We start from the raw sequence: 23,992 nt of genomic DNA, 5'->3' as shown, positions 1-23,992 counted from the left end.
CTCACCCTTCGACGCGGGAGACGGACGTGACCGACACGACCTCTTCGCCGCAGCCCGCCAAGACCGGGCGTGACCTCTTCCGAACGCTGGAACTGGACACCCGTCTGCTGGGCATGATCGGCGCCTTCATCATTCTCTGTATCGGCTTCAACATCATCACCGATGGTCGTTTCCTGACGCCGCGCAACATCTTCAACCTGACCGTCCAGACGGTGTCGGTGGGCATCATGGCCTCGGGCATGGTCTTTGTCATCGTCACGCGCCACATCGACCTGTCGGTGGGCGCGCTGCTGGCGACCTGTTCGGCGGTCATGGCGATGACCCAGACCGAGATCCTGCCGAACATGATGGGGCTGGGCCTGAACCACCCGGCGACCTGGATCATCACGATCATCGTGGGTCTTGGCATCGGCACCCTCATCGGGGCCTTCCAGGGCTGGATGGTCGGCTACCTGACCATCCCCGCCTTCATCGTGACGCTGGGCGGGTTCCTCGTCTGGCGCAACGTGGCCTGGTACCTGACCAGCGGTCAGACCAAGGGTCCGCTGGACGCGAATTTCCTCAAGTTCGGCGGCACCAACGGCGTGCTGGGCGCCAGCTGGAGCTGGATCCTGGGCCTGGTCTTCGTCGCCCTGGCGCTTTACGCGCTGTGGAATGCCCGGCGCGCCAAGGTGGCGCATGATTTCCCGGTCAAGCCGGTCTGGGCCGAGGTCACCATGGCCGGGATCGTGGCCATTGCCATCCTGGGCTACATTGCCACGCTGAACGCCTACGAGATCCCGACGCCACGGCTCGAGCGGATGTTCGAGGCGCGAGGCGAGGTGATGCCCGAGGGGTTCATCGCCACCCATGGCCTGCCGATCTCGGCGCTGATCCTGATCGCCGTCGCCATCGTGATGACCGTGATCGCGCGGCGCACGCGGCTGGGGCGCTACATCTTTGCCACCGGCGGCAACCCGGATGCGGCCGAGCTGTCGGGCATCAACACCCGCCTGCTGACGGTCAAGGTCTTCGCGCTGATGGGCTTCCTCTGCGCGCTCTCGGCCGTGGTCGCCTCGGCCCGGCTGGCCAACCATTCGAACGACATCGGCACGCTGGACGAGCTGCGCGTGATCGCCGCCGCCGTCATCGGCGGCACGGCGCTGTCGGGCGGCGCGGGCACGATCTATGGCGCCATCCTGGGCGCGCTGATCATGCAGTCGCTGCAATCTGGCATGGCCATGGTCGGCGTGGATGCCCCGTTCCAGAACATTGTCGTCGGCACGGTCCTGGTGGCCGCGGTCTGGATCGACATCGTCTACCGCAAGCGCCTGGGCGCGAAGTGAGGGGGGTCAAGTGATGAGCGACGCAACCAACCGCAGCCCGGCCGAGCGCCGCGCCGCCGGCGAAACGCCGATGGTCGAGATGAAGAACATCTCGATCAGCTTCGGCGGGGTCCGGGCGGTCGACGATGTCTCGGTCGACCTTTATCCCGGCGAAGTCGTGGGCCTGCTGGGCCACAACGGCGCCGGCAAATCGACCCTGATCAAGGTGCTTTCGGGCGCCTACAAGATGGACAGCGGCGAAATCCGCATCAACGGCGAGAAGGTCGAGATCACCAACCCGCGCGACGCCCGCAGCCACAATATCGAGACGATCTACCAGACGCTCGCGCTGGCCGATAACCTCGACGCGGCGTCGAACCTGTTCCTGGGGCGCGAGATCGTCACCGGCACGGGTCTTGTGAACGATGCCGCGATGGAGGCCGAGTGCCGCAAGATCATGGGTCGGCTCAACCCGAACTTCAAGAAGTTCAACGACCCGGTGTCGGCCCTGTCGGGCGGGCAGCGCCAGTCGGTGGCCATCGCCCGCGCGGTCTATTTCAACGCGCGCATCCTGATCATGGATGAACCCACCGCCGCGCTGGGGCCGCACGAGACGCAGATGGTGGCCGAGCTGATCCAGCAGCTCAAGGCGCAGGGCATCGGGATCTTCCTGATCGACCACGATGTCCACGCGGTGATGAAGCTGTGCGACCGGGCCAGCGTGATGAAGAACGGCCAGCTGGTCGGCACGGTGAACATCCCCGATGTCACCGATGACGACCTGCTGGGCATGATCATCCTGGGCAAGAAACCCGGGGAAACGGAGACTGCATGACGACCGGATTTTTTGATGGGATCGCCCCTGTACGGTACGAGGGCCCGGACAGCACGAACGAGCTGGCCTACAAGCACTACAATCCCGACGAGGTGATCCTGGGCAAGCGGATGGAGGACCACCTGCGCTTCGCCGTGGCCTGGTGGCACAGCTTTGCCTGGGAAGGCGGCGATCCCTTCGGCGGGCAGACTTTCATCCGCCCCTGGCATCCGCAGGACGACATGGGCCGCGCCAAGTTGAAGGCCGACGTCGCCTTCGAGCTGTTCGAGATCCTGGGCCAGCCGTTCTACTGCTGGCACGACGCCGATATCAGACCCGAACAGGCCGATTTCGCGGGCAACCTGAAGACGCTCGAAGAGATCACCGACTACATGGGTGAAAAGGCCGAGGGCACCGGGACCGGCTGCCTGTGGGGCACGGCGAACATGTTCAGCCACCGCCGCTGGATGTCGGGTGCGTCCACCAACCCCGACCCCGAGGTCTTTGCCTGGGCCGCCGCGACCGTGAAGGGCTGCATGGATGCGACCCACAAGCTGGGCGGCCAGAACTACGTGCTCTGGGGCGGCCGCGAGGGCTATGAGACCCTGCTGAACACCGACCTGAACCAGGAGCTGGACCACATGGGCCGGTTCCTGAACATGGTCGTGGATTACAAGCACAAGATCGGCTTCAAGGGCACGATCCTGGTCGAGCCCAAGCCGCAGGAGCCCTCCAAGCACCAGTACGATTACGACGCGGCGACCTGTATCGGGTTCCTGCGCAAGTACGGGCTGGAGAACGAGGTCAAGCTGAACCTCGAACAGGGGCACGCGATCCTGGCCGGGCATTCGTTCGAGCACGAGATCGCCGTGGCGGCGGCCGAGGGCATGCTGGGCTCGATCGACATGAACCGGAACGACTACCAGTCGGGCTGGGACACGGACCAGTTCCCGAACAACGTCCCCGAGGTCGCGCTGGCCTATTACCACATCCTGAAAGCCGGGGGCCTTGGCACCGGCGGCACCAACTTCGACGCCAAGCTGCGGCGCCAGTCGCTGGACGCCGTGGACCTCGTGGCGGGGCATGTGGGCGGCATGGACATCTGCGCGCGCGGCCTGAAGGCGGCGGCGGCGATGATCGAGGACGGCGGTCTCGAGGATGCGCTGAAGGCGCGCTATGCCGGCTGGGAGACGCCCGAGGCGCAGGCCATGCTTGGCAGCGATCTCGCGACCATCCAGGCGCGGGTGCTGAGCGAGGGGATCAAACCTGAGCCGCGCTCGGGCCGTCAGGAGCGGCTGGAGAACTACGTCAACCGCTTCGTCTGAACGGCTGGGCGTCCTGCGAACAGGCAAAGGGGCGGCCCAACGGCCGCCCCTTTGTCATGGTGTCGGGTGGGTTTTCCGGGGTCACCGGGTCAACCCACCGACGCCGTCAGAGGATGGCGAAATCGTCCGCCAGCCCGTCCAGCGTCGTGAGCCCGGCAAAGGTCAGCGTCGCCCCGGTGTCAAGTTCCAGTTGCGCCGCGCCGTCCACCAGCGTGGTGCGCGCGGCCAGGGCCGCGTCGCTCAGCGCGCCGCCCCAGAGTGCGGCGTCCAGCTGCACCTCGTCCACATTGTCGGTCATGTCGGTGATCACCGCATCGCCGATCCCGGCGCCGAAGATGAACGTGTCGGCCCCGTCGCCGCCTGTGACCGTGTCGTCGCCGCCCAGGCTGCGGATCGTGTCCCAGCCGCCGCCGCCATAGACCATGTCGTCGCCGAAGGCCGTCTGCGCGTCGTCGACAAAGACATCCGCCCCGGTGCCAAGGTAGGCCAGGTCCGCGCCGCGCCCGCCGTAGACCAGGTCGTTGCCATCGTTGCCGTAGATCGTATCGGACTGGTCGCCGCCGTAGATCGAATCGAAACCCTTGCCGCCCTGGATGTAATCCGCGCCGCTGCCACCGAAGAAGACGTCAAAGCCGTTGCCGCCGTAGATCACGTCGTCGCCGGCCTCGCCCCAGACGGTGTCGTTGCCGGCCGGTGCGCCTTCGGTGTTGTCGTAGAAGACGTCCGCGCCATCGCCCATGTAGGCCAGGTCGGCCCCGTCGCCGCCGTTCAGCGTGTCGTCGCCGATGTTGCCATAGAGCACGTCGTCGCCCGCCCCGCCGCGCAGCAGGTCGTTGCCCTTGTGGCCCTCGAGCCGGTCATGGCCCGCGTCGCCGTCGAGCACGTCGAACCCGTCGTTGCCCAGCAGCGTGTCGCCGCCCGCGCCGCCCGACAGGGTGTCGCCCTGCGCGCCGCCGATCAGCCGGTCGAACCCGTCTCCGCCCAGCAGGCTGTCGAACCCGCCCCCGCCGCTCAGCGTGTCGTTGCCAGCGAGGCCCTGCACGGTGTCATTGCCGCCGAGCGCCTCGATCACGTCATTGCCGCCTGTTCCCAACAGCGCGTCGGGGCCCATGGTCGGGCCGGGCGTCTCGATCCCGGGCAGGGTGACGAAGCTCATCCGCTGGTAGTCGATCACGCCGTCGATCTCGGTGAAGGAGCCGTCGGTGAAGGTGACCAGCAGCTCGCCGCTGTCCAGCAGGTCGACGTCCTGCACCTGTTGCGCGGCGGCCTGGCTGGTATGGATCAGGACCACATCGCTGAGCGCGCTGCCGGCGGCATCGAAATGCTGCACGCCAAGGTCGGTGTCGCCATAGGCGATGGTCATCTGCCAGGTGATGAGGAAACTACCATCGGCCAGCGGCGTGACGCGGCCGAAATCGTAGTCCTCCTGCTCGGGATAGGCGAGATCGACATGCCGCACCGGGGCGCCGGCGGCATCGAACCAATGCACCCGCAGGCGCGACGCGCCGTCGTCGTAATCATAGGCCATCACGAAGCCGCCGCCGGGCAGGGGCTGGATGAAGTCGAACTCGCCCGCCTGGCTGCGCGCGCCAAAGGCGACGCCCGCCGCGCGGTCGTTGCCGAGGTCATGCTCCAGCGTCACCGGCCCGGAGGCGCCGGGCACGCCCGCCGGCGCGCCGGTCAGCGTGGCGTCGGACAGGCGCATGAGGACTCCATCGTTGGTGCCCTCGTAGACCAGCACGTCGCCAGTCGCGAGCTCGGTCAGCAGGAAGTGGTCGCCGGGCGACAGGAGCAGCACGCCGTCGCCCATGGTCGTGCCATCGGCCGACAGGATGCGACCCGAGACGGTGTTGGCGTCGTCCTGTTCCCAGGCCAGCACCGTGGTCCCGTTCGACAGGCCCAGCACGCGGCCGTAGTCGTTGTCGTTCCAGGTGGCGTCCCGCACCGGAGAGAACGGGTTCTCGGTGTCGATGCCGACGATCAGGTCGTCCGCCGTGCGGGGCGATCCGGCGGAATCGAAGGCCCGCGCGCGGTAATTGTTGTAATCGGTCCCGTCGGTGTTCTGCTGCGCCCAGGCAACGACGAAACCGCCATCGGCCGTGGCCGTGACCATGGGGCGGCCCATCCCGCCCGCCACGTCGGCATTGACCAGGAACGCCGCTTCGCTGCTGCTGCCATCGGCGGCGTGGATGCGGGCCCAGACGTCATAATGCGCATAGCCCGGATCGCTGTCTGCTGCCGCATCGAGCCAGACGGCGACGATGCGCCCGTCGGCCAGCTCCGCGACCTCGGGGTTGATCCCGACGCCAAAGCCAAGCCAGCCCACGACCGTGCCGAGGTTGACCTCGGCCCTCAAAGAAATCGGCATGTCCAATCCTTCCCAAAAGTCCCGCGCCACCCCTGAAATACGTGGCTTCGCGGCGGCCCGTCCCGCGGCCGTGGCGTGGTTCTAATGACAAAATCCGGACCGCGCCAATAATTCCGAGGGCGTGACGCAAATTGTCATCGGGCCGGAAGCCGCATGTTGCCAACAGGTTACGGCGCGGCGGGGGTGACTTCGCGGCAACATAACTCGGATTAGCGGATCTTTGGGCGGCGACAGGATCTTTGCCATCGCGCGCCCGCTTCGCTAGACATGTCTGGCAGATTGTGGGCCGGCCCCGCGCCCCCAAACCCATTTGACCGGCAGGAGAGATTGATGACCGACGCCCCCAGGACCGAGGCCCCCGAGACCCCGCAGATCGACCCCGAGGTCGCGAAAAAGATCGCCACCCTGCGGTCGGCCCTGCGCGAGAATTTCGGCAAGGCCGTCATGGCGATGATGATGATGCCGCGTTACCGCACGCAGATGCTGGCGGATTTGCAGCACCTCGTACTGGACCCCATGCTGCACGACCGGCTGGCCATCGCCTACCCGACGAAAAAGGACAACCCGGCCGCCGCCGACATGGCCGGGTTCGCCATCTGGGCCAGCGTCAGCGAAGAGGTCGACGCCCGCATCCGCGAGCAGATCGCCAACGGTGTCTTTCCGGTGCGGCTGAAAAGCGATGAATGGAACAGCGGCAAGATCCACTGGTTGCTGGACGTGATCGCGCAGGACCGGGCCACCACGGCCACGGTGATCGCCAACTTCCGCCAGGTGGTGAAGGATGGCGAAATGCGGCTGCACCCGCTGATCACCCGGCTGGTCGATGCCGAGGTCCTGGAAAAGATGGGCGCCCGCCGCGCCCCCGGCACCGAGAGTGCCCCGGACGGCGCGACCGTGCAGTAAGGTCGCCGCGCGAAGGAACGGCACAGGCCGGGGGCGATCCCCCGGCCTTTTTTCGTGACCCTGCGCCGGGCCGGGTTACAGCCCGAAATCGCCCGCGCTCAGCGCCAGGGTGCCGGTCAGCACCAGGCGGAAATCGGTCACCCCGTCGCCGTCGAGATCGCCCAGGACCAGCGTGTCGGTTCCGTCGATCTCGAACCGCAGCTCGGGCCCGGAGCCCGAGAACCCGGCGCTGCCGACAAAGGCAAAGGTATCCGCGCCGGCGTTGAGCAGGATCACGTCGCCCTCGGCCTGGCTGAAATCGGTGATGGTGTTGCCATGCACCGTGTCCTCGGCCAGCACGGCGGCGTTGAACCGGAAGGTATCGGCATCCGCCCCGCCGCTGATCGTGTCGGCGCCATGGGTGCCGTAGATCGTGTCACTGCCGGCGCCGCCGTAGATCCGGTTCTGACCGCCGCCGCCGTAGATCACGTCGTTGCCGCCCGCGCCAAACAGGGTGTCGTTGCCCGCACCGCCCCAGGCCAGGTCGTCGCCGTCGCCCGTGCCGATGCTGTCATCGCCATCGCCGCCGCCCAGCGTGTCATTGCCGGCCCCGCCCAGGATCGTGTCGTTGCCGCCATTGCCGAAAGCGCGGTCGTCGCCCGCCTCGCCCTGCATCAGGTTGGCGCCGTCGTTGCCCTTGAGCGCGTTGTCGCCGTCATTGCCGAGGACCGACAGGCCCAGGCTGCCGCCCAGAACCCCGCGTTCGACATGATCGGACAGGAGGATGTCGCTGCGCCAGCCGCGCATGACGTCGAAGCCTTCGTCCGCCAGCTCGACCACCACTTCGCCCGCGTCGGTGACGCGGTAGATGTCGTCGCCGGCGCCGCCGTGCATCTCGTCCCCGCCGCGCCCGCCGCTGAGCGTGTCGTCGCCGTCGAGACCGTAGAGCGTGTCGCCCAGGTCCGTGACCTCGGGTTGCCCGTCCGGCACGCCGCGCGGGCCGATCAGGTCGGCGCCCGCCGTGCCGGTGATGGTGACCGCCTCTGCCACGTCCGTCACGGTGACGCTCAGGTCCTGCGTGACCGTCTCGAACCCGTCGCTGACCGAAACGGTGACGCCGTAGACATTGTCGCCATCCGCGTCCCGAGGCGCCTCGAAGTCCGGCGCGTTGACGAAGACCAACGCGCCGGTCGCGGCGTTGATCGCAAACAGCGCGCGATCCGCCCCGCCGGCGATGGCATAGGCCAGCGTGTCGCCGTCCACGTCCATGCCCGCCACCGTGACGGCCGACACCGAGTTCTCGGCCACGGCGACAGAGGCCGTTTCCGCGATCACCGGCGCGTCATTCACCGGTGCGATACGCAGCACCACGCCCTCGACCGTCTCGAGCCGCCCGTCATAAGCCGCAAGCTCGAGCGCGATGTCGCCGAAGAAATCCTGCGGCGGGGTGCCCGAGACCGCCAGCGTCTCGGGGTCGAAGGTCAGCCACTCGGGCAGCGTGGTGCCGCCCGCCCCGCGCAGCTCGCGCACCAGCGCGTCGCCATCGGCGTCGCTGAAGGTGCCCGCCGGCAGGGTGATCGCCAGGGCCGTGTCTTCGACCCCCGAGAGCAGGCCTGGCGCCGCGATCACCGGCGCGTCGTTCACCGCGGCGATGGCCAGGTCCACCCGGCCCGTGGTGGCGATGCCGGTGGAATCCGTCAGCTCGTACTCAAACCAGGCGGCGCCGGCGAAATCGGCATCGGGCGTGACGATGACCTGCCCGTCCCCGGTCAGCGCGACCCCGACATGCTCGGCATCCAGCACCCGCGTCAGCGTCACCGCCTGCCGGTCCACGTCGTAATCGTTGCCCGTCAGCGCCGTGGTGAACAGCACCAGCGGCACGTCCTCGGTCATCGCAAAGCTGTCGTCCACCGCCACCGGCGCATCCGAAAGCGGCAGCACCTCGATCCGCACCGTGGTCGGCACCTCGAAGCCCGTCTCGTTGGTCAGCGCGTAGCGCAGCGTCAGCGTGCCGAAGAAATCGGGCGCCGCCGTCACGCGCCAGAGACCGCTCTCCAGCTCTTCCACGCCCGGCCCGGTGAGGCCGAGGAAGGTCACCTCGGACCCCAGCGGGATGTCGTCATTCGCCATCAGCACGGCCGGATCGATGTCGATGAAACTGTCCTCGAGCATCTCGAAACCGCTGTCCGACACGGCCACCGGCACGTCGAAGAGCGGCAGCACCAGCACCGTGGCATAGCCGGTCGAGGTCGCGCCATGTTCGTCGGTCAGTCGGTAGTGGAAGCCGCCGTCGCCGAAATACCCGGCGCGGCCCTGGAACACTGCCGTGTCGCCGTCGCGCCAGACCGTGCCGTTGTCGCCGTCGAACACCTCGACGATGGAAAAGGCATCGCCTTCGACGTCGCGGTCGTTGAACAGCAGGTCGGCAAAGTCGATCACGAAGGGCTGGTCCTGCTGGCCGATGAAATGCCCGTCGGTGTTGCCGATGGGCGCGTCGTTGACCGCTTCGATGTCGAAAGTGATCGTGCCCGTGTCGCGCAGCCGCCCGTCGGTGATCTGGTAGGAGAAATTGAGCGGCCCGTTGACGTTTTCGTCCGGCACGAACTGGTAGCGGCCATCCGGCAGCTCGATGATCCGCCCGCCGTTCGCCGAGGATTGCAGCGAGACAAAGCTGATCGCGTCCCCGTCAAGGTCGGTGTCGTTGGCCAGCAGGTCGGCGATGGTGAACTCGAAGGGCACATCCTCGACCGTGGCGAACACATCTGTCACCGCCTCGGGGGCGACATTGGTGCTGATCACGGTCAGATCGACCAGGCCCGTGCTTTCGCCATGGGTGTCGTCGGTCACGCGGTAGAGGAACTGCGCCTTGCCCGCGAAATCGGGCGTCGGGGTAAAGGTGATCTGCGTCCCGTCGAAACTGACACTGCCGTTCTCGGCCCCCTCGACGCCGATGAACCGGATGCTGTCGCCGTCCACGTCGTAATCGTTGGCCAGCAGCGTGGCCGGGTCGATCACCAGTGTGCCGTCCTCGTAGACGTTCAGCTTGTCGGTCACCGCCACCGGCGGATCGAGCAGCGAGGCGACGTCGAGCGTCACGATACCCTCGACCGGCCCCTCGGCATCGTCGGTCAGGGTGTAGGACAGCACGTCCTCGCCCGCGAAACCGGTCAGCGGCAGGTAGGTGACCATGGCGCCGTCATTGCCGTCGAAGGCCAAGCTCTCGACCGCGGAATTGGTCGTCGTGCCGTCGGTGTTGATGAAGCGGATGGCGTAGTCGGCCCTCACGTCCAGCGGCACCGAGGCGCCGAGGTGCCCGGTGGCGGCATCGACGCGCATCCAGTCGGGCAGCGGGCTGCCGTCCTCCAGTTCAGCCGTCCAGCTGCCGCCGGGCAGCGGGGTAAGCGAGATCAGCGGCACGGCCGCGACCTGCGCCTCGAGCACGCTGATCGCGCCGTTGGCCGGGTCGCCAAAGCCGGTGACGCGCAGGGCATCGCCGTCATCGTCGCGGTCGTTCGCCAGCAGGTCCGCCACGGCAAAGGTGACCGATCCGTTTTCGAAGAGGTCCACCCGGTCGCCATTCGCCACCGGCGCCTCGCGTTCGGGCGTGACGTTGAAGACGATGATCGCCGGTTCGTCCGAGGTGCCGCCCTTTTCGTCGTTGGCGTCGTAGGTGAAGACCACCGAGCCGTTGAAATCGTCCGGCGTGACAACGTCGATCCGGTTCGGCACGTCGATGGCCTGGAACCCGGCCGTGTCGGAGTGGACCTGGATGATCTCGTCCACCACCACCTCGGTGATGATCGACATGTCGGGCAGGCCCCCGCCCGCCGCCACGTCGATCCGCACCGGGACCGCGCCGACGTAATGCGACGGCGGCGTGCCGGTGAAACTCAGCGTTTCGGGGTCGAAGGTCAGCCAGCTGTCGAGCGGCGCCTGGCTTTCGCGCAGCGCCGTCAGGCTGGCCGCATCGTTCAGGTCGAGCCCGAAGAGCCCCGCCGCCTCGAGGCCGGGATCGCCCGCCAGCAGCGCGTTGATCGCCGCGAGGTCCGGCGCGGCGGGGTCGAGCACGAATTCCAGCGTGAAGCCACGTTCGGTCGAATAATACTGGTCTTCGGGCAGGTCGGGCTTGGGATCCGGCGTGTAGACCACCTGCACGCGGACAAGATCCGGGTCGTCCGCCTCGAACGCGGTCAGCGCGAAGCTGCGGGTGTCGGCGTCAAAGCGCAGCCAGGACGGCAGCGGCCGCCCGCCGATCACCGTGGCGTCGAAGGCCCCGGCCGAGATGTCGAAGCTCGCCACCCCGTCGCCGTCGGCGTCCAGCGTAACGGCGAAGGCATCGCGCAGCTCGAACCCGCCCAGCACCGCCTCTTCGACCGAGAGGCCGGCGGCGAGGTCGGTGGCGCGGCTTTCGCTGAAGGTGAACCGGAACGGATGCACCGCGCCGTTCGACGGGTCCGACACGAAGACCGCCACCTCGACCGGATCGCCGCCCTCGGGGAAGACCCCGCTGAACGTCAACGTATCCAGATCGAAGCTCAGCCAATCTGGCAACTCGGTGTTATTGGCGGCCTTCGCCTCGATGGTGAAATCGGACGCGAGGTAGCGGTTCTGCAACGTCCCCAGCACGTTGGTGCCGTCAAAGAAGATCACGTCGCCGTCGAGGTCGCGGTCATTGCCGAAGGCCTCGGCCGGGATCACGTATTGCGGCCCGTCCTCGATGCCGAAGACCACGTCGTTGCGCAGCTCGGGGCCGTTGTTGACCGGCAACACTGTGATATGGGCCGTCGCGCTGTCATAGCCGCCGCGGCCGTCGGTGATGGTGTATTCGAAGCTCGCCGTGCCGTTGAAATCGGATTTCACCGCGAATTCGATCATGCCGTCGCCGTTGACGATGACCTTGCCGTTCTCGGCGAACCGGTAGACCTCGACAAAGCTGATCGGGTCGTCGTCCGGGTCGGTGTCGTTTGCCAGCAGCAGCGCCGGGTCGATCAGGATCACCTCGTCCTCGAGCGCGCGCAGGCCGTAGTCGTCGCGTGCGTTCGGACCAAGGTTCTGCGGCCGGACGTTGATGTTGAACGCCAGCACCGCCTCGGCGCCGCGCGCGTCGATCACGTCAAAGCTGATCGAGGCCGCGCCAAGCGCCTCGGGCGTGAACGCGATGATGCCGGTGTCGGGGTCGAACACCTCGATCCCGTTGGCGCTGGCATTGCCATCGGCGCCGATATGCAGGCCGACGAACTCGAAGGCATCGCCTTCGACGTCGTAGACCTTGGCCATCATCTGCGAGACGGTGAAGATCGTCGTCTCTTCCAGCTTCGACGACACGGCGCGTTCGGTGATCCGGGGCGCGTCGTTGACCGGGGCAAAGTAGATCTCGACATCGGCGGTGGATTGCGCGCCGTCGTTGTCCTCGAGCACGTAGGTGAAGCCGGCGAAGCCAAAGTAATCGGGCCGCGACAGGAACTCGATGTACTGGCCGTCCTTGGACCAAGTCGCGTCGGTCGCCTCTCCATCGTAATCGGGATGCTTGTAGGGCCGCAGCGGGCTGCCGTCACTGCCGGTCAGCGGCTGGGCCGAGACGATGCGCAGCCCTTCCATCGCCGCATCGCCGTCCACGTCGTAATCGTTGGCCAGCAGGGTCTCGATGCGGATGCGCAGCGGCTGGTCCTCGACCCCGTATTGCAGCGGATCGTCCACCGCCACGGGTGCGTCGTTGACCGGCATCAGGTTGACCTCGACCCGCGCGGTCGACTCGCGCCCCAGCGCGTCGCGCACGGTATAGGCAAAGAAGGCGTCGCCGTTATGGTCCTGGTCGCCCAGGAACTCGATCATGCCGTCTCCGTTGATCCATACGCTGCCGAATTGCGCCGCCTGGACGGACACCAGCTCCAGCGCGTCGGTGCCGCTTTCGGCGTCGTTCAGCACGAGGGTCGCGGGGTCGATCACCGCGATCTCGTCCTCGATGCCAAGGCGGAAGATGTCGTCCTGCGCGTTGAACCGGCCGTCGCGCAGGCGGGCCGCCATCTCGGCCCGGTCCCAGGTGGTGCCGTCGGCAAAGACGATCTCTTCGATCCCGGTCTCGGTGCCAAGGAAATGGCCCGCAACGGTCACGGTGTCGATCAGGTAGCCGTCGCCGCGTTCGAGCTCGACGAACAGGTCGTCGCCGATGCGCAGCAGCGACAGGTCCTTGGGCGCCAGCGCGGAGTCGATGACCAGCCGGTCGATGTCGATGGCATCGCCCTGCTCTTCGATCCGGTCGGCGCTGCCGTCGAAGCCAAAGAGGTAATCGTCGGACCCGAAGCCGCCGCGCAAGAGGTCGTCGCCGAACCGGCCGTCCAGCACATCCGCGCCGTCCGAGCCGGTGAAGGTGTCGGCATGGACCGACCCGATCAGTGCCTCGATCGAGATGAGCGTATCGCCCGACGCCTCGCCCGCCAGCCCCATGCCGGTGGCCAGGTTCACCGCGACCGCCTCGTCCGCGTTGGCATAGTCGGCGGTGTCAAAGCCGCCGCGCCCGTCCATCAGGTCGGCGCCCCGGCTGCCGCGGAAGCGGTTGTCGCCGCTGTCGCCCAGCAAGGCGTCGTCGTGGTAGCTCGCCTCGATGATCTCGATGCCCACCAGCACATCGCCCATCGCGTCCCCGCCCGAGGCGGTGCCGGCGGCAAGGTCGATGACGATGCCCGCGCTCGACAGGGTGTAGACCGCCGTGTCGATGCCCGCGCCGCCGTCGATTCGGTCGGCCCCGCGCCCGCCCTGCAGCCTGTCGTCCCCTGCAAGGCCGGTCAGCGTGTCGTCGCCCCGGTCGCCGTAAAGCGCGTTGGCCCCGCCGTCGCCTTCCAGCGTGTCGGCAAACTCGGACCCGTCGAGGTTCTCGATGCTCACGAGCGTATCGCCTGTGGCCCATCCGCCCGTGGCAGTGCCCGCGCTCAGCGAGACCTGCACGCCCGCGTCCGAGAAGAAATAGGTCGCCGTGTCGATGCCTTCGCCACCGCCAAGGCTGTCGCCCCCCGCGCCGCCGTCCAGCGTGTCGTCGCCCAGCCCGCCGTAAAGGCTGTCGGCATCGCCGCGCCCTTCCAGCAGGTCGTCGCCGTCCCGGCCCCACAGCGTGTTGGCGCCGTCGTCACCGCCCAGCGTGTCGTTCCAGCCGGTGCCGTCCAGCGCCTCGATCCCCGAGTAAAGATCGCCCTGCGCGTAGCCGCCCTGCCCGATCAGCGTCGACAGGTCCGCCCGCACGCCGACGTTGGACCCGGCAAAGCTGACCGTGTCCTGCCCCGCGCCACCGCGAATGTCGTCGCCGCCGTCGCCCGCGTCGATCCAGTCGTTGCCCGCGCCCGCCTCGATCAGGTCGTCGCCTGTCCCGGTCTCGATCACGTCATCGCCGCCAAGCGCCCGGACCCAGTCGTCCAGCCGGTAGCCGCGGATCGTCTCGTCCAGGGCGTTGCCTTCGATGTAATCCACCAGCGGCGTGCCACCCAGCTCCTGCCCGTAGAAATCGGCCACCGTCGCGGTGGCGAACCCGGTGTCCTCGAGCCCCTCCTCATCCGCGATCCGGTACTCGATCACCACCGGGCCGGAATAGCCCGCGTCGAACCGCGCCACGACGAACTCCTCGCCGCGGAAGGTCACCTCCTCGAAGGTGCCAAGCGGCACCCGCCGTCCCTGCGCCAGCTCGACCGGGTCGAGCACGGCGTCCACTCCGACGAAGGTCGGGCGCGGCCGGTCCGGGTTGTCGAGATCGACGTCGATGGTGCCATCGCCATCGGTGTCGGCCTGTTCGATGTCGTAATCGTTGAACAGCAGGTCCGCCGCGCGGATCACCAGCGGCACATCCAGCGGCGTGACGAAACCCGGGTCGTCCACCACGGTCGGGTCGTCGTTCGACGGCAGGATGACGATGTCGACAAAGGCCTCGGCCGTCCCCTCGGCATTGTCGCTGACGATGTAGACGAAGCCGGACGAGAAGGTGGCGTCGATGAACGGGGTAAAGAGGTAATCGCCGTCGGCATTCACCTCGATCGTGCCGTTCATCGGCCCGGCGGCCGCGGCTCCGAAGGTAAAGACATCGCCCAGCCCGTTCAGCGGCCGCCAGCCGATGATCTCGAGCGTATCGCCGTCAATGTCGAAATCGTTGCCCAGCAGCGTGTCCAGACGGATCACGGTCGGGATGTCCTCGGGGATCAGGATCTGGTCGCTCTCGGGCTCGGGCGGGGCATCGCCCACCGCCTCGAAATACATCGTCACCAGCCCGCCATCGACCAGCCCCTCGGGGTCGGTGATGGAATAGCCGAACGTGGCCTCGCCCCAGAAATCCGCATCGGGGGTAAAGACGACGTTGTCGCCATCCACCACCACGTCGCCGTTCACGCCGCCGGTCGCGTTCTCGAAGGTGACCGAGAAGCCTTCGACATCGTAATCGTTCTTGAGCAGCTCTGCGATCGGGATCGTCATCACGACGTCCTCGGTGCCGCGCAGGATCGGCAGCTCGCTGTCGCTGTAATGGTCGTCGCGCGCCACGGGCCGGTCGTTGACCGGCTGGTAGACCAGCGTCGCGGTTGCCGAGGCCGTGCCGCCCTGCCCGTCCGAAATGGTGTAGGTGAACGCCGCCTCGCCGTTGAAATTCGCCGTCGGTTCGAACAGCACGGTCTGGTTGTCCAGCAGCGTGGCGCGGCCGTTGCTGGCGCCGCTGACCGAGACCAGCGTCAGCGTGTCGCCGTCCGGGTCGCTGTCGTTGGCGATCAGCCGGGACAGGCTGATGACGACCGGGTTGTCCTCGCGGATCGGGTCGCCGATGTCCTCGGTGACAAAGCGGTCGTCCACCGCCTCGGGGTCGCTGTTGCCGGGGGTGACCGTAACCGTGACCGTGGCCGTGTCGGTCGCGCCCGACGGGTCGGCGACCGTGTAGCCAAAGCTCGCCGTGCCGAAGAAATCGGCGCGCGGGGTGACCACGATCTGGCCGTCGCCGTTGATCGTGACCAGCAGGTCGGCCGAGCTTTGCACCGACTGCAGTACCAGCGTGTCGCCATCGATGTCACTATCGTTTGCCAGCAGTGCGGCCGGGTCGATCAGGGTGGACGCGTTCTCGTCGACCGTGAAGCCGCCATCGTTCACCCCCGTCGGGTCGTCGTTCACCGGCAGCACGTCGATATGGACGATGGCCTCGGCCCGCCCGCCTTCGGGCGTGTTGGCGGCATAGGTGAACTGCGCCGGGCCGTTGTAATCGGCGTCGGGGGTAAAGCCGATGTTGCCATCCGTGGTCAGCGCGACCGTGCCGCCCACCGCGTCCAGCACCTGGCCGACGATCATCCGGTCGCCGTCCACGTCGTTCGACAGCAGCCGCTCGGCCCGGATGACAAGGTAATCGTCCTCGTCCACCGTGAACCCGGTGTCGTCCAGCGCCTCAGCCACGGGCCGCACGTTCACGTTGATGACCGCTTCGTCAAAGGCGTTGCGGCCGTCGGTGATGCGGTAGCGGATCGTCGTGGTGCCGGTGAAATCGGTGACCGAGGTGAACCGCAGCGTGCCGTCGCCCACCAGCGTCGCCGTGCCGTCCGGGCTGCCGTCGACCAGCGTGACCGTCAGCGCGTCGTCGTCCGCGTCGAAATCGTTGGCCAAGAGGTCGTTCAGCGAGATCGCCAGCTCCTGCCCCGTCACGACCGAGAAATAGCCGTCGTCATTGGCGACCGGCGCGTTGTTGTCCAAAAGCGTCAGCAGGTCGGCGCGGGTCCAGCTGGTGCCGTCGTCAAAGCGGTATTCCTCGACCGAGGTGCCGCCGCTGGACAGCGCGTCGATCACCATCAGGCTGTCGCCGGGCTGGTCCACGAACTCGATCAGCACCGTCTCGCTGCCGCGGAACAGGCGGCTGACCGTGGCCTGCGCCGGGTCGAACCCGACGAACGAAACGACGTCGAGGTCGGTGGTCGCGGTGCCGCTGTCCTTGATCCGGTCCTGCCCGTCTCCGACCGAGAAGGTATAGCCATCGGCCCCGCCGCGCCCGTCGGCCCAGTCGTCGCCAGCGCCGAAGTCGATCAGGTCGTCCCCGTCGAAGCCGAAGATTGAATCGTCGAAACCGGTCTCGATGTCCTGAAGCGCACGGGCGCGCATCTCGGCCCGACCCCAGACGGTGTCGTCGGCAAAGCGGACCTGCAGCGTCGTGCTCCCCGCGTTGCCGGACCCCAGCGCGCCGACCAGCACCAGACGGTCACCGTTGGTGGCAAAGCCGATGGTGAAATCGTCGCTGGTCGGCCCGGCGCGCACGGCGAGCACCACGTCCTCGGGCAGGTAGTCGAGCAGGCGCACCTCGTTCGCGCCGCCCTCCAGCGCCTCGATCCGGTCGTCGCCGTCGCCGCTGGCGTAGTCGAACACGTCGTTGCCGCGCTGGCCGATCAGCAGGTCGTCGCCCGGACCGCCCGCCAGCGTGTCGTCGCTGTCGCTGCCCAGCACCGTGTCGGCGCCGTCGCTGGCCTGCGCCGCGACCAGCCGCGCCGTGATGTCCGCGATCGTCAGGCTCACGCCGTCATCCGCGATCTCGACCGTCTCGATCCCGCGCCCCCGGGTGTCGAGCCCGCCTGCGATCAGGATCTGGTCGTCGCTGCCGTCGAACTGGATGGCAAGGTCGGTGCTGTCGGTCCCGAGCTGCGCGAACCGGATCTCGGACAGCGCGTAGCCGCTGATGACCAGCCGGTCCGCGCCCGAGGACGCCCCGTCGCGGATGATGTCGCGCCCGTCGCCGGCCGCGAAGGTGTAGGTGTCATCGCCCGCTCCGCCCGAGATGCGGTCGTCGCCCAGGCCCCCGGTCAGCGGGTTGTCGGTCTCGTCGCCGAAGATGTGATCGTCGAGCGCAGTGGGCACACGGGCCAGCAGGTCGGCCATGCCCCATTCGGTGCCGCTGTCGAAGCGGATCGTCTCGATCCGGCCCGCGCCCAGCATGTCGTCGATGCGGATGCGGTCGCCGTCCGCGCCGATGGCGAGGATCATCGCGCTGCCGTCGCTCGATTGCGCGACGCGGATGTCGGCCTCGGTGATGCCGGGGCCAAGCACCAGCACGTCGCTGCCGCCACCGTCCGCGATCCGGTCCTGGTCGTCGCCGAGGGCAAAGCGGTAGGTGTCGTCGCCAAGCCCGCCTTCCAACAGGTCGACGCCGGTGCCGCCGGTCAGATCGTCCGCGCCATCGTCACCGATCAGCCGGTCATCGCCCGCGCCGCCGGTCAGGGTCTCGGCCCCGTCCGTGCCGTGGATCACGTCGTCGCCCGCCGTCGCGGCCAGCGCCATGCCGACCAGCGTCGCCGCCGTCCAGACCGTGCCGCCGTCAAAGCGCACTTCGCGGATCGCCATGGCCGGGTCGGCGTCCCAACCGAGGTCGATGCGGTCGCCGGTGCCCAGCACCTCGAGGATGACGGTCTTTTGCCCGCGCACCAGGGCCACGTCGGCGGGCGCGATGCCCGCGCCCAGCTCGATCACGTTGAGCCCGTCCCGGTCGTCGATCGCGTCCTGGCCGAAACCGGCCGCGAAGCGGTAGACGTCATCGCCCAGACCGCCGCGCAGCACATCGTCGCCTGTCCCGCCGGTGATCGTGTCCGCCAGGTCGCTGCCGGTCAGCGTGTCGTTGCCGCCGAGCCCGTCAAGGCTCTGCCCCGCCAGGATCGCGAGCGCGTCGTCGCCTTCCGTCGCGCCCATCGCGCGGGTCAGCACCTCGGCCCAGTCCCAGGTCGTGCCACCGTCAAAGGCGATCTCTTCGATCACCGCGCCGGCCAGCCGCACGCGGGTCGTCCCGCCCGCGACGCGCAGCTCCAGCTCGTCTCCGATCTGCACCACCGTGACGTCGCCCGGCGCCACGCTGGCGTCGAATGCGATGCGGTCCGTGCCACCCGCATCGGTGATCGTGTCCCGGCCATCGTTGGCGCCAAGGACGTAGATGTCGTTCTCGGCCCCGCCCTGCAGCAGATCGTCGCCGAGGCCCCCGTCGAAGATGTCGTTGCCCGCGAACTCGGCATCCTCGTCGCCGCCCGTCAGCGTGTCATCGCCTGCGCCGCCCGAGAGGATGTCGTTGCCGGCACCGCCGGTCAGCGCGTCATGCCCGGCCTCGCCCGCGACCGAATCGTCGCCAAAGCCGCCGTTGACCTGATCGCCGTCCGCGCCGCCGGCCAGCGTGTCGTTGCCGCCGTAGCCGTTGATCGTGTCGGCCCCGCCATTGCCGTAGACCAGGTCGCCCAGCGGGCCGCCGCCGGCCTCGGTCGGATCGTCGCTGTCGCTGAGGCCCGAGCTGTCGCGCGTCAGCGAGACCCCGCCGAAGTTGGCGGGGGTCAGCAGGCCCGCGTCCACGCCCGAAAGCCGCAGGATCGACCGCGCCGTGCCGTCGTCGCCGGTCAGCATCAGCGTGGTGTCGGCCCCGTCCTGCACGATCTGCAACCGGCCGGTGGCAAAGGGGTTGGGGGTCGAGGCGCTGAGCCGGATCACGTCGCCCGCATCGCCGGGCGTGAAATCGGTGATCACGTCTTCGGCCACGTCGGCCGCGATGTCGAAGCTGGGCAGGTAGCGATAGGTGTCGCGCCCGGCGCCGCCGGTCATCTGGTCGACCGCGTCATCGGCGGCAATGTCGCCAAAGATGTCGTCCCCGTCCCCGCCGGTCAGGGTATCCGCCCCGGCGCCGCCGCTCAGGTAGTCTCCCAAAGCGGTGCCGGTGAGCGTGTTGGCGGTCTCGTCGCCGTAAAGCGCGCTGCCGTCGATGCCGATGTCGGGCTGCACCCGCGCCTCGATCTCGGCAAGGGTCAGCGTGGCAAGGCTGTCGGCCAGCAGCAGCGTCTCGATGGCGCCCGCGGTACCGGCAAAGGCGCCGGTCACCACGATGCGGTCGGTGCTGCCGGCAAAGCGGATGGTCAGGTCGGCGCCATCCGTCCCGGTCTTGGCAAAGCGCAGGGCGTCCAGCGCATAGCCCTCGATCCGCAACGTGTCGTCCGTGCCATCGCCCTGGTCGTCGATCAGCAGGATGCCGTCGCCGGCCGCAAAGACATACAGGTCGCCGCCCGTGCCGCCGCTGGCCGTATCCTCGCCCGCACCACCATCGAGCGTATCCGCCCCGGCGCCGCCGGAAAGCACATCGTCATCCGCGCCGCCGTCGAGCAGGTCGTTGCCGGCCAGCCCGTCCAGCGTGTCGTCGCCCGCGAGGCCCACCAGCACGTCGTCGCCGGCGCTTCCCGCATAGCTGTCGTCGCCCGCCGTCCCGGCCGTCGCGCGGCGCAGCAGTTCGGCCGCGTCCCAGCTGCTGCCATCGGCAAAGAGCAGCGTCTCGATCGTGCCGGCGCCGTTCGGGAAATCGGCGATGGTCAGGCGGTCGGGGCCATCCGCAAGGCGCAATTCGACTCCGGTTCCGGTCTTGCGCACGGTGATCTGCGCGGCCTCCACGCCCGCGCCGAATTCCACCCGGTCAAGGCCGCCGGTGTCGGTGATCGTGTCCTGCCCGGACCCGAGGCCGAAGACATAGGCGTCATCGCCCAGCCCGCCCATCAGGCTGTCGGTCCCGGCGCCGCCGTCCAGCGTGTCGTTGCCGTCGCGGCCGGTCAGCGTGTCCGACCCGCCCTCGCCATAAAGCGCGCTGTCGCCGCCGCCGCTGTCGAGGGAATCGTCGCCGCCCGCGCCGTAAAGCGCGTCGTCGCTGGCGGTCCCGGTGATCGTTTCCGAGCCCTCGGTCGGCTGCTGGCTCAGCGCCACCAGTTCGGCAAAGGTCAGCACCGCGCCGCCGTCGAACCGCAGCTCTTCGATGGCAAGCGCGCTGTCGGCCAGCGCGCCGGCCAGGTGGATGCGGTCCTCGGTCCCGGCAAAGCGCAGGATCAGCCCGGTACCCGCCGGGTCCTGCACCACCCAAAGGTCAGCGGGCGCGATCCCCGCGCCCAGCTGGATCGCGTCCAGGCCGCTAAGATCGGTGAGCCTGTCCTGACCGTCGCCGCGCGCGAAATGGTAAAGGTCGTCGCCCCCCGCATCGGTGAGCGCATCGTTGCCCTGACCGCCGGTGACGGTGTCGTTGCCGAGCCCGCCCTCCAGCAGGTCATGACCCGCGCCGCCGTCGACCAGGTCCGCACCGTCCAGCGCATCGACCGTGTCATCGCCCGCGCCGGGCGCGAGGCTGTCATCGCCGGTTGTGCCTGCGACGGTCTTGTCCGTCTCGGCAGGGATCCGGGCCAGCAGGTCCGCGTGGCTCCAGCTGGTGCCATCGGCAAAGCGGATCTCCTCGATCTCGCGCGCCACATCGTCCAGCGCGCCCGCAAGGACCAGCCGGTCCTCGCTGCCGGTGACGCGCAGCACGATGTCGGTGCCGTTCAGCGCCGTGACCGCGAGGGAGCCGGGCAGCAGCCCCGCCGCCATCTCGACCCGGTCGAGGCCGCCGCCGTCGGTGATCGTGTCCGACCCCTCGCCCAGGCCGAAGCGGTAGACATCGTCGCCCGCGCCGCCGTCCAGCGTGTCGCCGCCAGTGCCGCCGACCAGCGTATCGGCCCCGTCGCCGCCAGAAAGCGTGTCGGACCCGGAGCCGCCCAGCAGGCTGTCGTCGCCCGCGCGGCCCTCGATCCGGTCGTCGCCGCCCAGGCCGTCCACGGTATCGGCAAGGGCCGAGCCGATCTGCACCTCCGGCCCGGCGCTGCCCGAAAGGGCCAGCGCGACAAGGTCGGCGTGGCTCCAGCTCGTGCCATCGTCGAAAGCCACGGTCTCGATCGCGCGGGCGGGATCGTCCCAGGCGCCCGCGATGGTGATGCGGTCCTGCGTGTCGGTGCCGATGCGCAGCAGGATGTCGGTGCCGCCGATCTGGGTCACGGTCACGTCCGCGGGCGCGATGCCCGGGCCAAAGGCCAGCCGGTCGATACCGCCCGCGTCCTCGATCCGGTCGCTGCCGTCGCCAAGGGCATAAAGGTAGGTGTCGTCGCCGCCTTCGTCGGTCAGCAGGTCGTCGCCGGTACCGCCCGTGACGGTGTCCGCCCCGGTGCCGCCGACAAGGGTGTCATCGCCCGCCAGCCCGTCGATGCTGTCGCCGCCGCCCATGCCGTCGAGGCTGTCGGCCCCGGGGGTGCCGGTGATCGTGTCCGCCGCCTCCGAACTGGCGACGACCACGCCCGTGCCCGCCACCACGGCCGCGATCATCTCGGCCTTGGTCCAGGTGGTGCCGTCGTCAAAGACGACCTGCTCGAGATCGCTGTAGGTCGCACCGTAAAGAATGGTGATCCGGTCCTCGGTGCCGATCACATGCAGGATCAGGTCGCTGCCCGCCTGCTCGACCCGGATGTCGGCGGGCGCCAGCGTCGCGTCAAAGACGATCTCGCTGTCGTAGCCGTAATCGTAGAGGGTGTCCTGCCCGAACCCGGCCGAAAAGAGGTAGCTGTTCTGCCCGTTGCCCCCCGCGAGGCTGTCGTCACCCGCCCCGCCGTCCAGCGTGTCGTCGCCCGACCCCGCGTCCAGCGTGTCATTGCCGCCGTTGCCGACCAGCAGGTTGGCGTCGGAATTGCCGGTGATGATGTCGTCACCCGCCCCGCCCTCGGGCATCGGCGGGTTGTCCCCGTAGATCGAGGTCTGCCACGGCACCGACACCAGCCGCGCCGCCAGCTCGGCCGCGTCCCAGGTCGTGCCATCGGCAAAACGCACCTCGTCGAGGCCATATGCGTCGCCGGAGGAACTGGTGTATTGATCGAAGGTGATCATGTCGCCCGTGCCGGCGATGCGCAGCGCCCAGGAGCCGCCCTCGCCCAGCTCTTCGACGATCACGTCGGCGGGCAGGATGGTGGCGTCGAACGCGACGGCCGAGGTGCTGCCCGGGTCGCGCAGGTTCCAGATGTAGTCCTGTCCGAAGCCGGCGCCGAAAGTGTAGACCGCGCCGCCCGTGTCATCCTCGAGGTAATCGTCCCCTGCCCCGCCGGTGATCGTGTCGAGCCCGGCGCCGCCGTAGATGTAATCGTTGCCGTCGCCGCCGGACAGCAGGTCGTCGCCGAAGCCGCCCGCGATCTCGTCGTTGCCCGCGCCGCCGGCCAGGGTGTCGGCCACCTGCGTCCCGGTCTGGTCAAGCCCCGCGGGCACGGCCAGCGCGGCCAGCGTCGCCGGGGTCCAGACGGTGCCGTCGGCAAAGCGGATCTCGGCGATCTGCCCTCTGTCGCCCGACAGCGTCAGCGTATTCGCCCCGCCATCCGTGGACAGCTCGTAGCCGCCCGGCCCCTGGGTCACGCCGATGTCGCCCGGCGTCACGCTGGCATCGAAGACGATGACGTCGAAGGCGTCGCTGCCCCCGTCGAGATACAGCAGGTCGTGGCCGAACCCGGTCGAGAAAAGATAGGTGTCGTTGCCCGAGCCGCCGTTCAGCGTGTCATGCCCGGCGCCGCCGTCCAGCGTGTCGTCGCCCGACGAGCCGCTGAGCGAATCCGCGCCGCCAAAGCCCTGCAGCACCTGGCTACCCGACCGGCCCGACAGGTAATCGTCGCCCGCCCCGCCATCGAGTGACACGGTGCCCGAGCTGGCAAAGAGGTCGAGCCCGGTGCGCCCGGTCGCATCGGCCGCCAGGTACAGGTCTGCCAGCGTGAGCGTGACGTCCGAGAACCGCACCTCGGACACCGCGCCCGAGCCAAGGATGATGCGGCCCGCGCCACCAGTCTCGGCGATGCTGAGCCGCGAGCTGATCCCGTAGCCGATGGTGACATCCGTGCTGGCCACGCCCGGCAGTTCGAGCACGTTGACCTCGCCGCTGTAATCCGCCGCCAGGTCGATGCTGTCGAACCCGCCGGTCACCCGGTAGGTGGTGGTGCCGCCGCCCTGGCCATCGGCCGTCACGCGGCCCCCGCCGATGGTCAGCGTGTCTTGGCCAAGTCCGCCCAGCAGCGTGTCGTTGCCGCCCTGCCCGATCAGCAGGTCATTGCCGCCAAGGCCCTCGAGCCTGTCGGCCGCTGTGCTGCCGGTCAGCGTGTCATCGACCACGTCACCGAAGAGGAACAGGCCAGCAGGCAGCGGGACCGCCATCGCCTCGAGCTGGGCATAGGTGTAGCTGGTGCCGTCGCCCAGGAAGGTGACCTGCGTGATCGCCGGCGTCTCCGGGTCGACCTCGCCTTCGAAGCCCGGCGACGGCACGGGGATGCGTACCCAGTCCGCCGTGCCGGCAAAGGCCAGCCGCAGGTAGCTGCCATCTTCGTAGACCACGAAATCGGCGGCGCTGAGCGTGGCGTCGAATTCGACGACGTTGGCATCGGCGCTGCCGCTCGCCTGGTAGTCGTAATCGCTGATCCGGTCCTGCCCGAAACCGGCGGAAAAGCGGTAGGTGTCGTTGCCGGTCCCGCCGGCC

At 68.5% G+C, this 23,992-nt stretch carries 6 protein-coding genes; 4 read left to right on the top strand and 2 right to left on the bottom strand.

Going from position 1 to position 23,992, the window contains the following annotated elements; genetic code table 11:
• Positions 1-26 precede the first annotated feature (26 nt).
• From MF270_RS25650 to xylA, 3 genes are read left to right on the top strand one after another with little or no spacing between them, the layout of a single operon-like run.
• On the top strand, positions 27-1,325 hold the full coding sequence (locus tag MF270_RS25650) for a sugar ABC transporter permease (RefSeq protein WP_238368497.1): 1,299 nt from the start codon (positions 27-29) through the stop codon (positions 1,323-1,325).
• A gap of 13 nt (positions 1,326-1,338) precedes the next feature.
• Entirely contained in the window at positions 1,339-2,139 is an 801-nt protein-coding gene (locus MF270_RS25645; protein WP_238368496.1) for an ATP-binding cassette domain-containing protein, read from the top strand.
• Complete coding sequence (xylA, locus tag MF270_RS25640) at positions 2,136-3,443, top strand: xylose isomerase (RefSeq protein ID WP_238368495.1); 1,308 nt, start codon at positions 2,136-2,138, stop codon at positions 3,441-3,443. The genes MF270_RS25645 and xylA overlap by 4 nt, the downstream gene beginning before the upstream one ends.
• Positions 3,444-3,549: 106 nt before the next feature.
• Here xylA and MF270_RS28285 read toward each other — a convergent pair whose 3' ends face one another.
• Positions 3,550-5,811 carry a calcium-binding protein gene (locus tag MF270_RS28285; protein WP_272490882.1) on the bottom strand — a complete coding sequence of 754 codons (2,262 nt, stop codon included), beginning with the start codon at positions 5,809-5,811 and terminating at the stop codon, positions 3,550-3,552.
• Positions 5,812-6,141: 330 nt separating this feature from the next.
• Between MF270_RS28285 and MF270_RS25620 the strand changes: the two genes are divergently transcribed.
• Complete coding sequence (locus MF270_RS25620) at positions 6,142-6,714, top strand: toxin-activating lysine-acyltransferase (RefSeq protein WP_238368494.1); 573 nt, start codon at positions 6,142-6,144, stop codon at positions 6,712-6,714.
• Positions 6,715-6,789: 75 nt separating this feature from the next.
• On the opposite strand, the gene MF270_RS25615 is transcribed toward MF270_RS25620, so the two are convergent.
• Entirely contained in the window at positions 6,790-23,850 is a 17,061-nt protein-coding gene (locus tag MF270_RS25615; RefSeq protein WP_238368493.1) for a tandem-95 repeat protein, read from the bottom strand.
• Between the last annotated feature and the right edge of the window lie 142 nt (positions 23,851-23,992).

Source organism: Mesobacterium pallidum, from assembly GCF_019966535.1.
Lineage (GTDB): Bacteria > Pseudomonadota > Alphaproteobacteria > Rhodobacterales > Rhodobacteraceae > Mesobacterium > Mesobacterium pallidum.
This window is presented reverse-complemented; position numbering and strand designations above follow the sequence as displayed.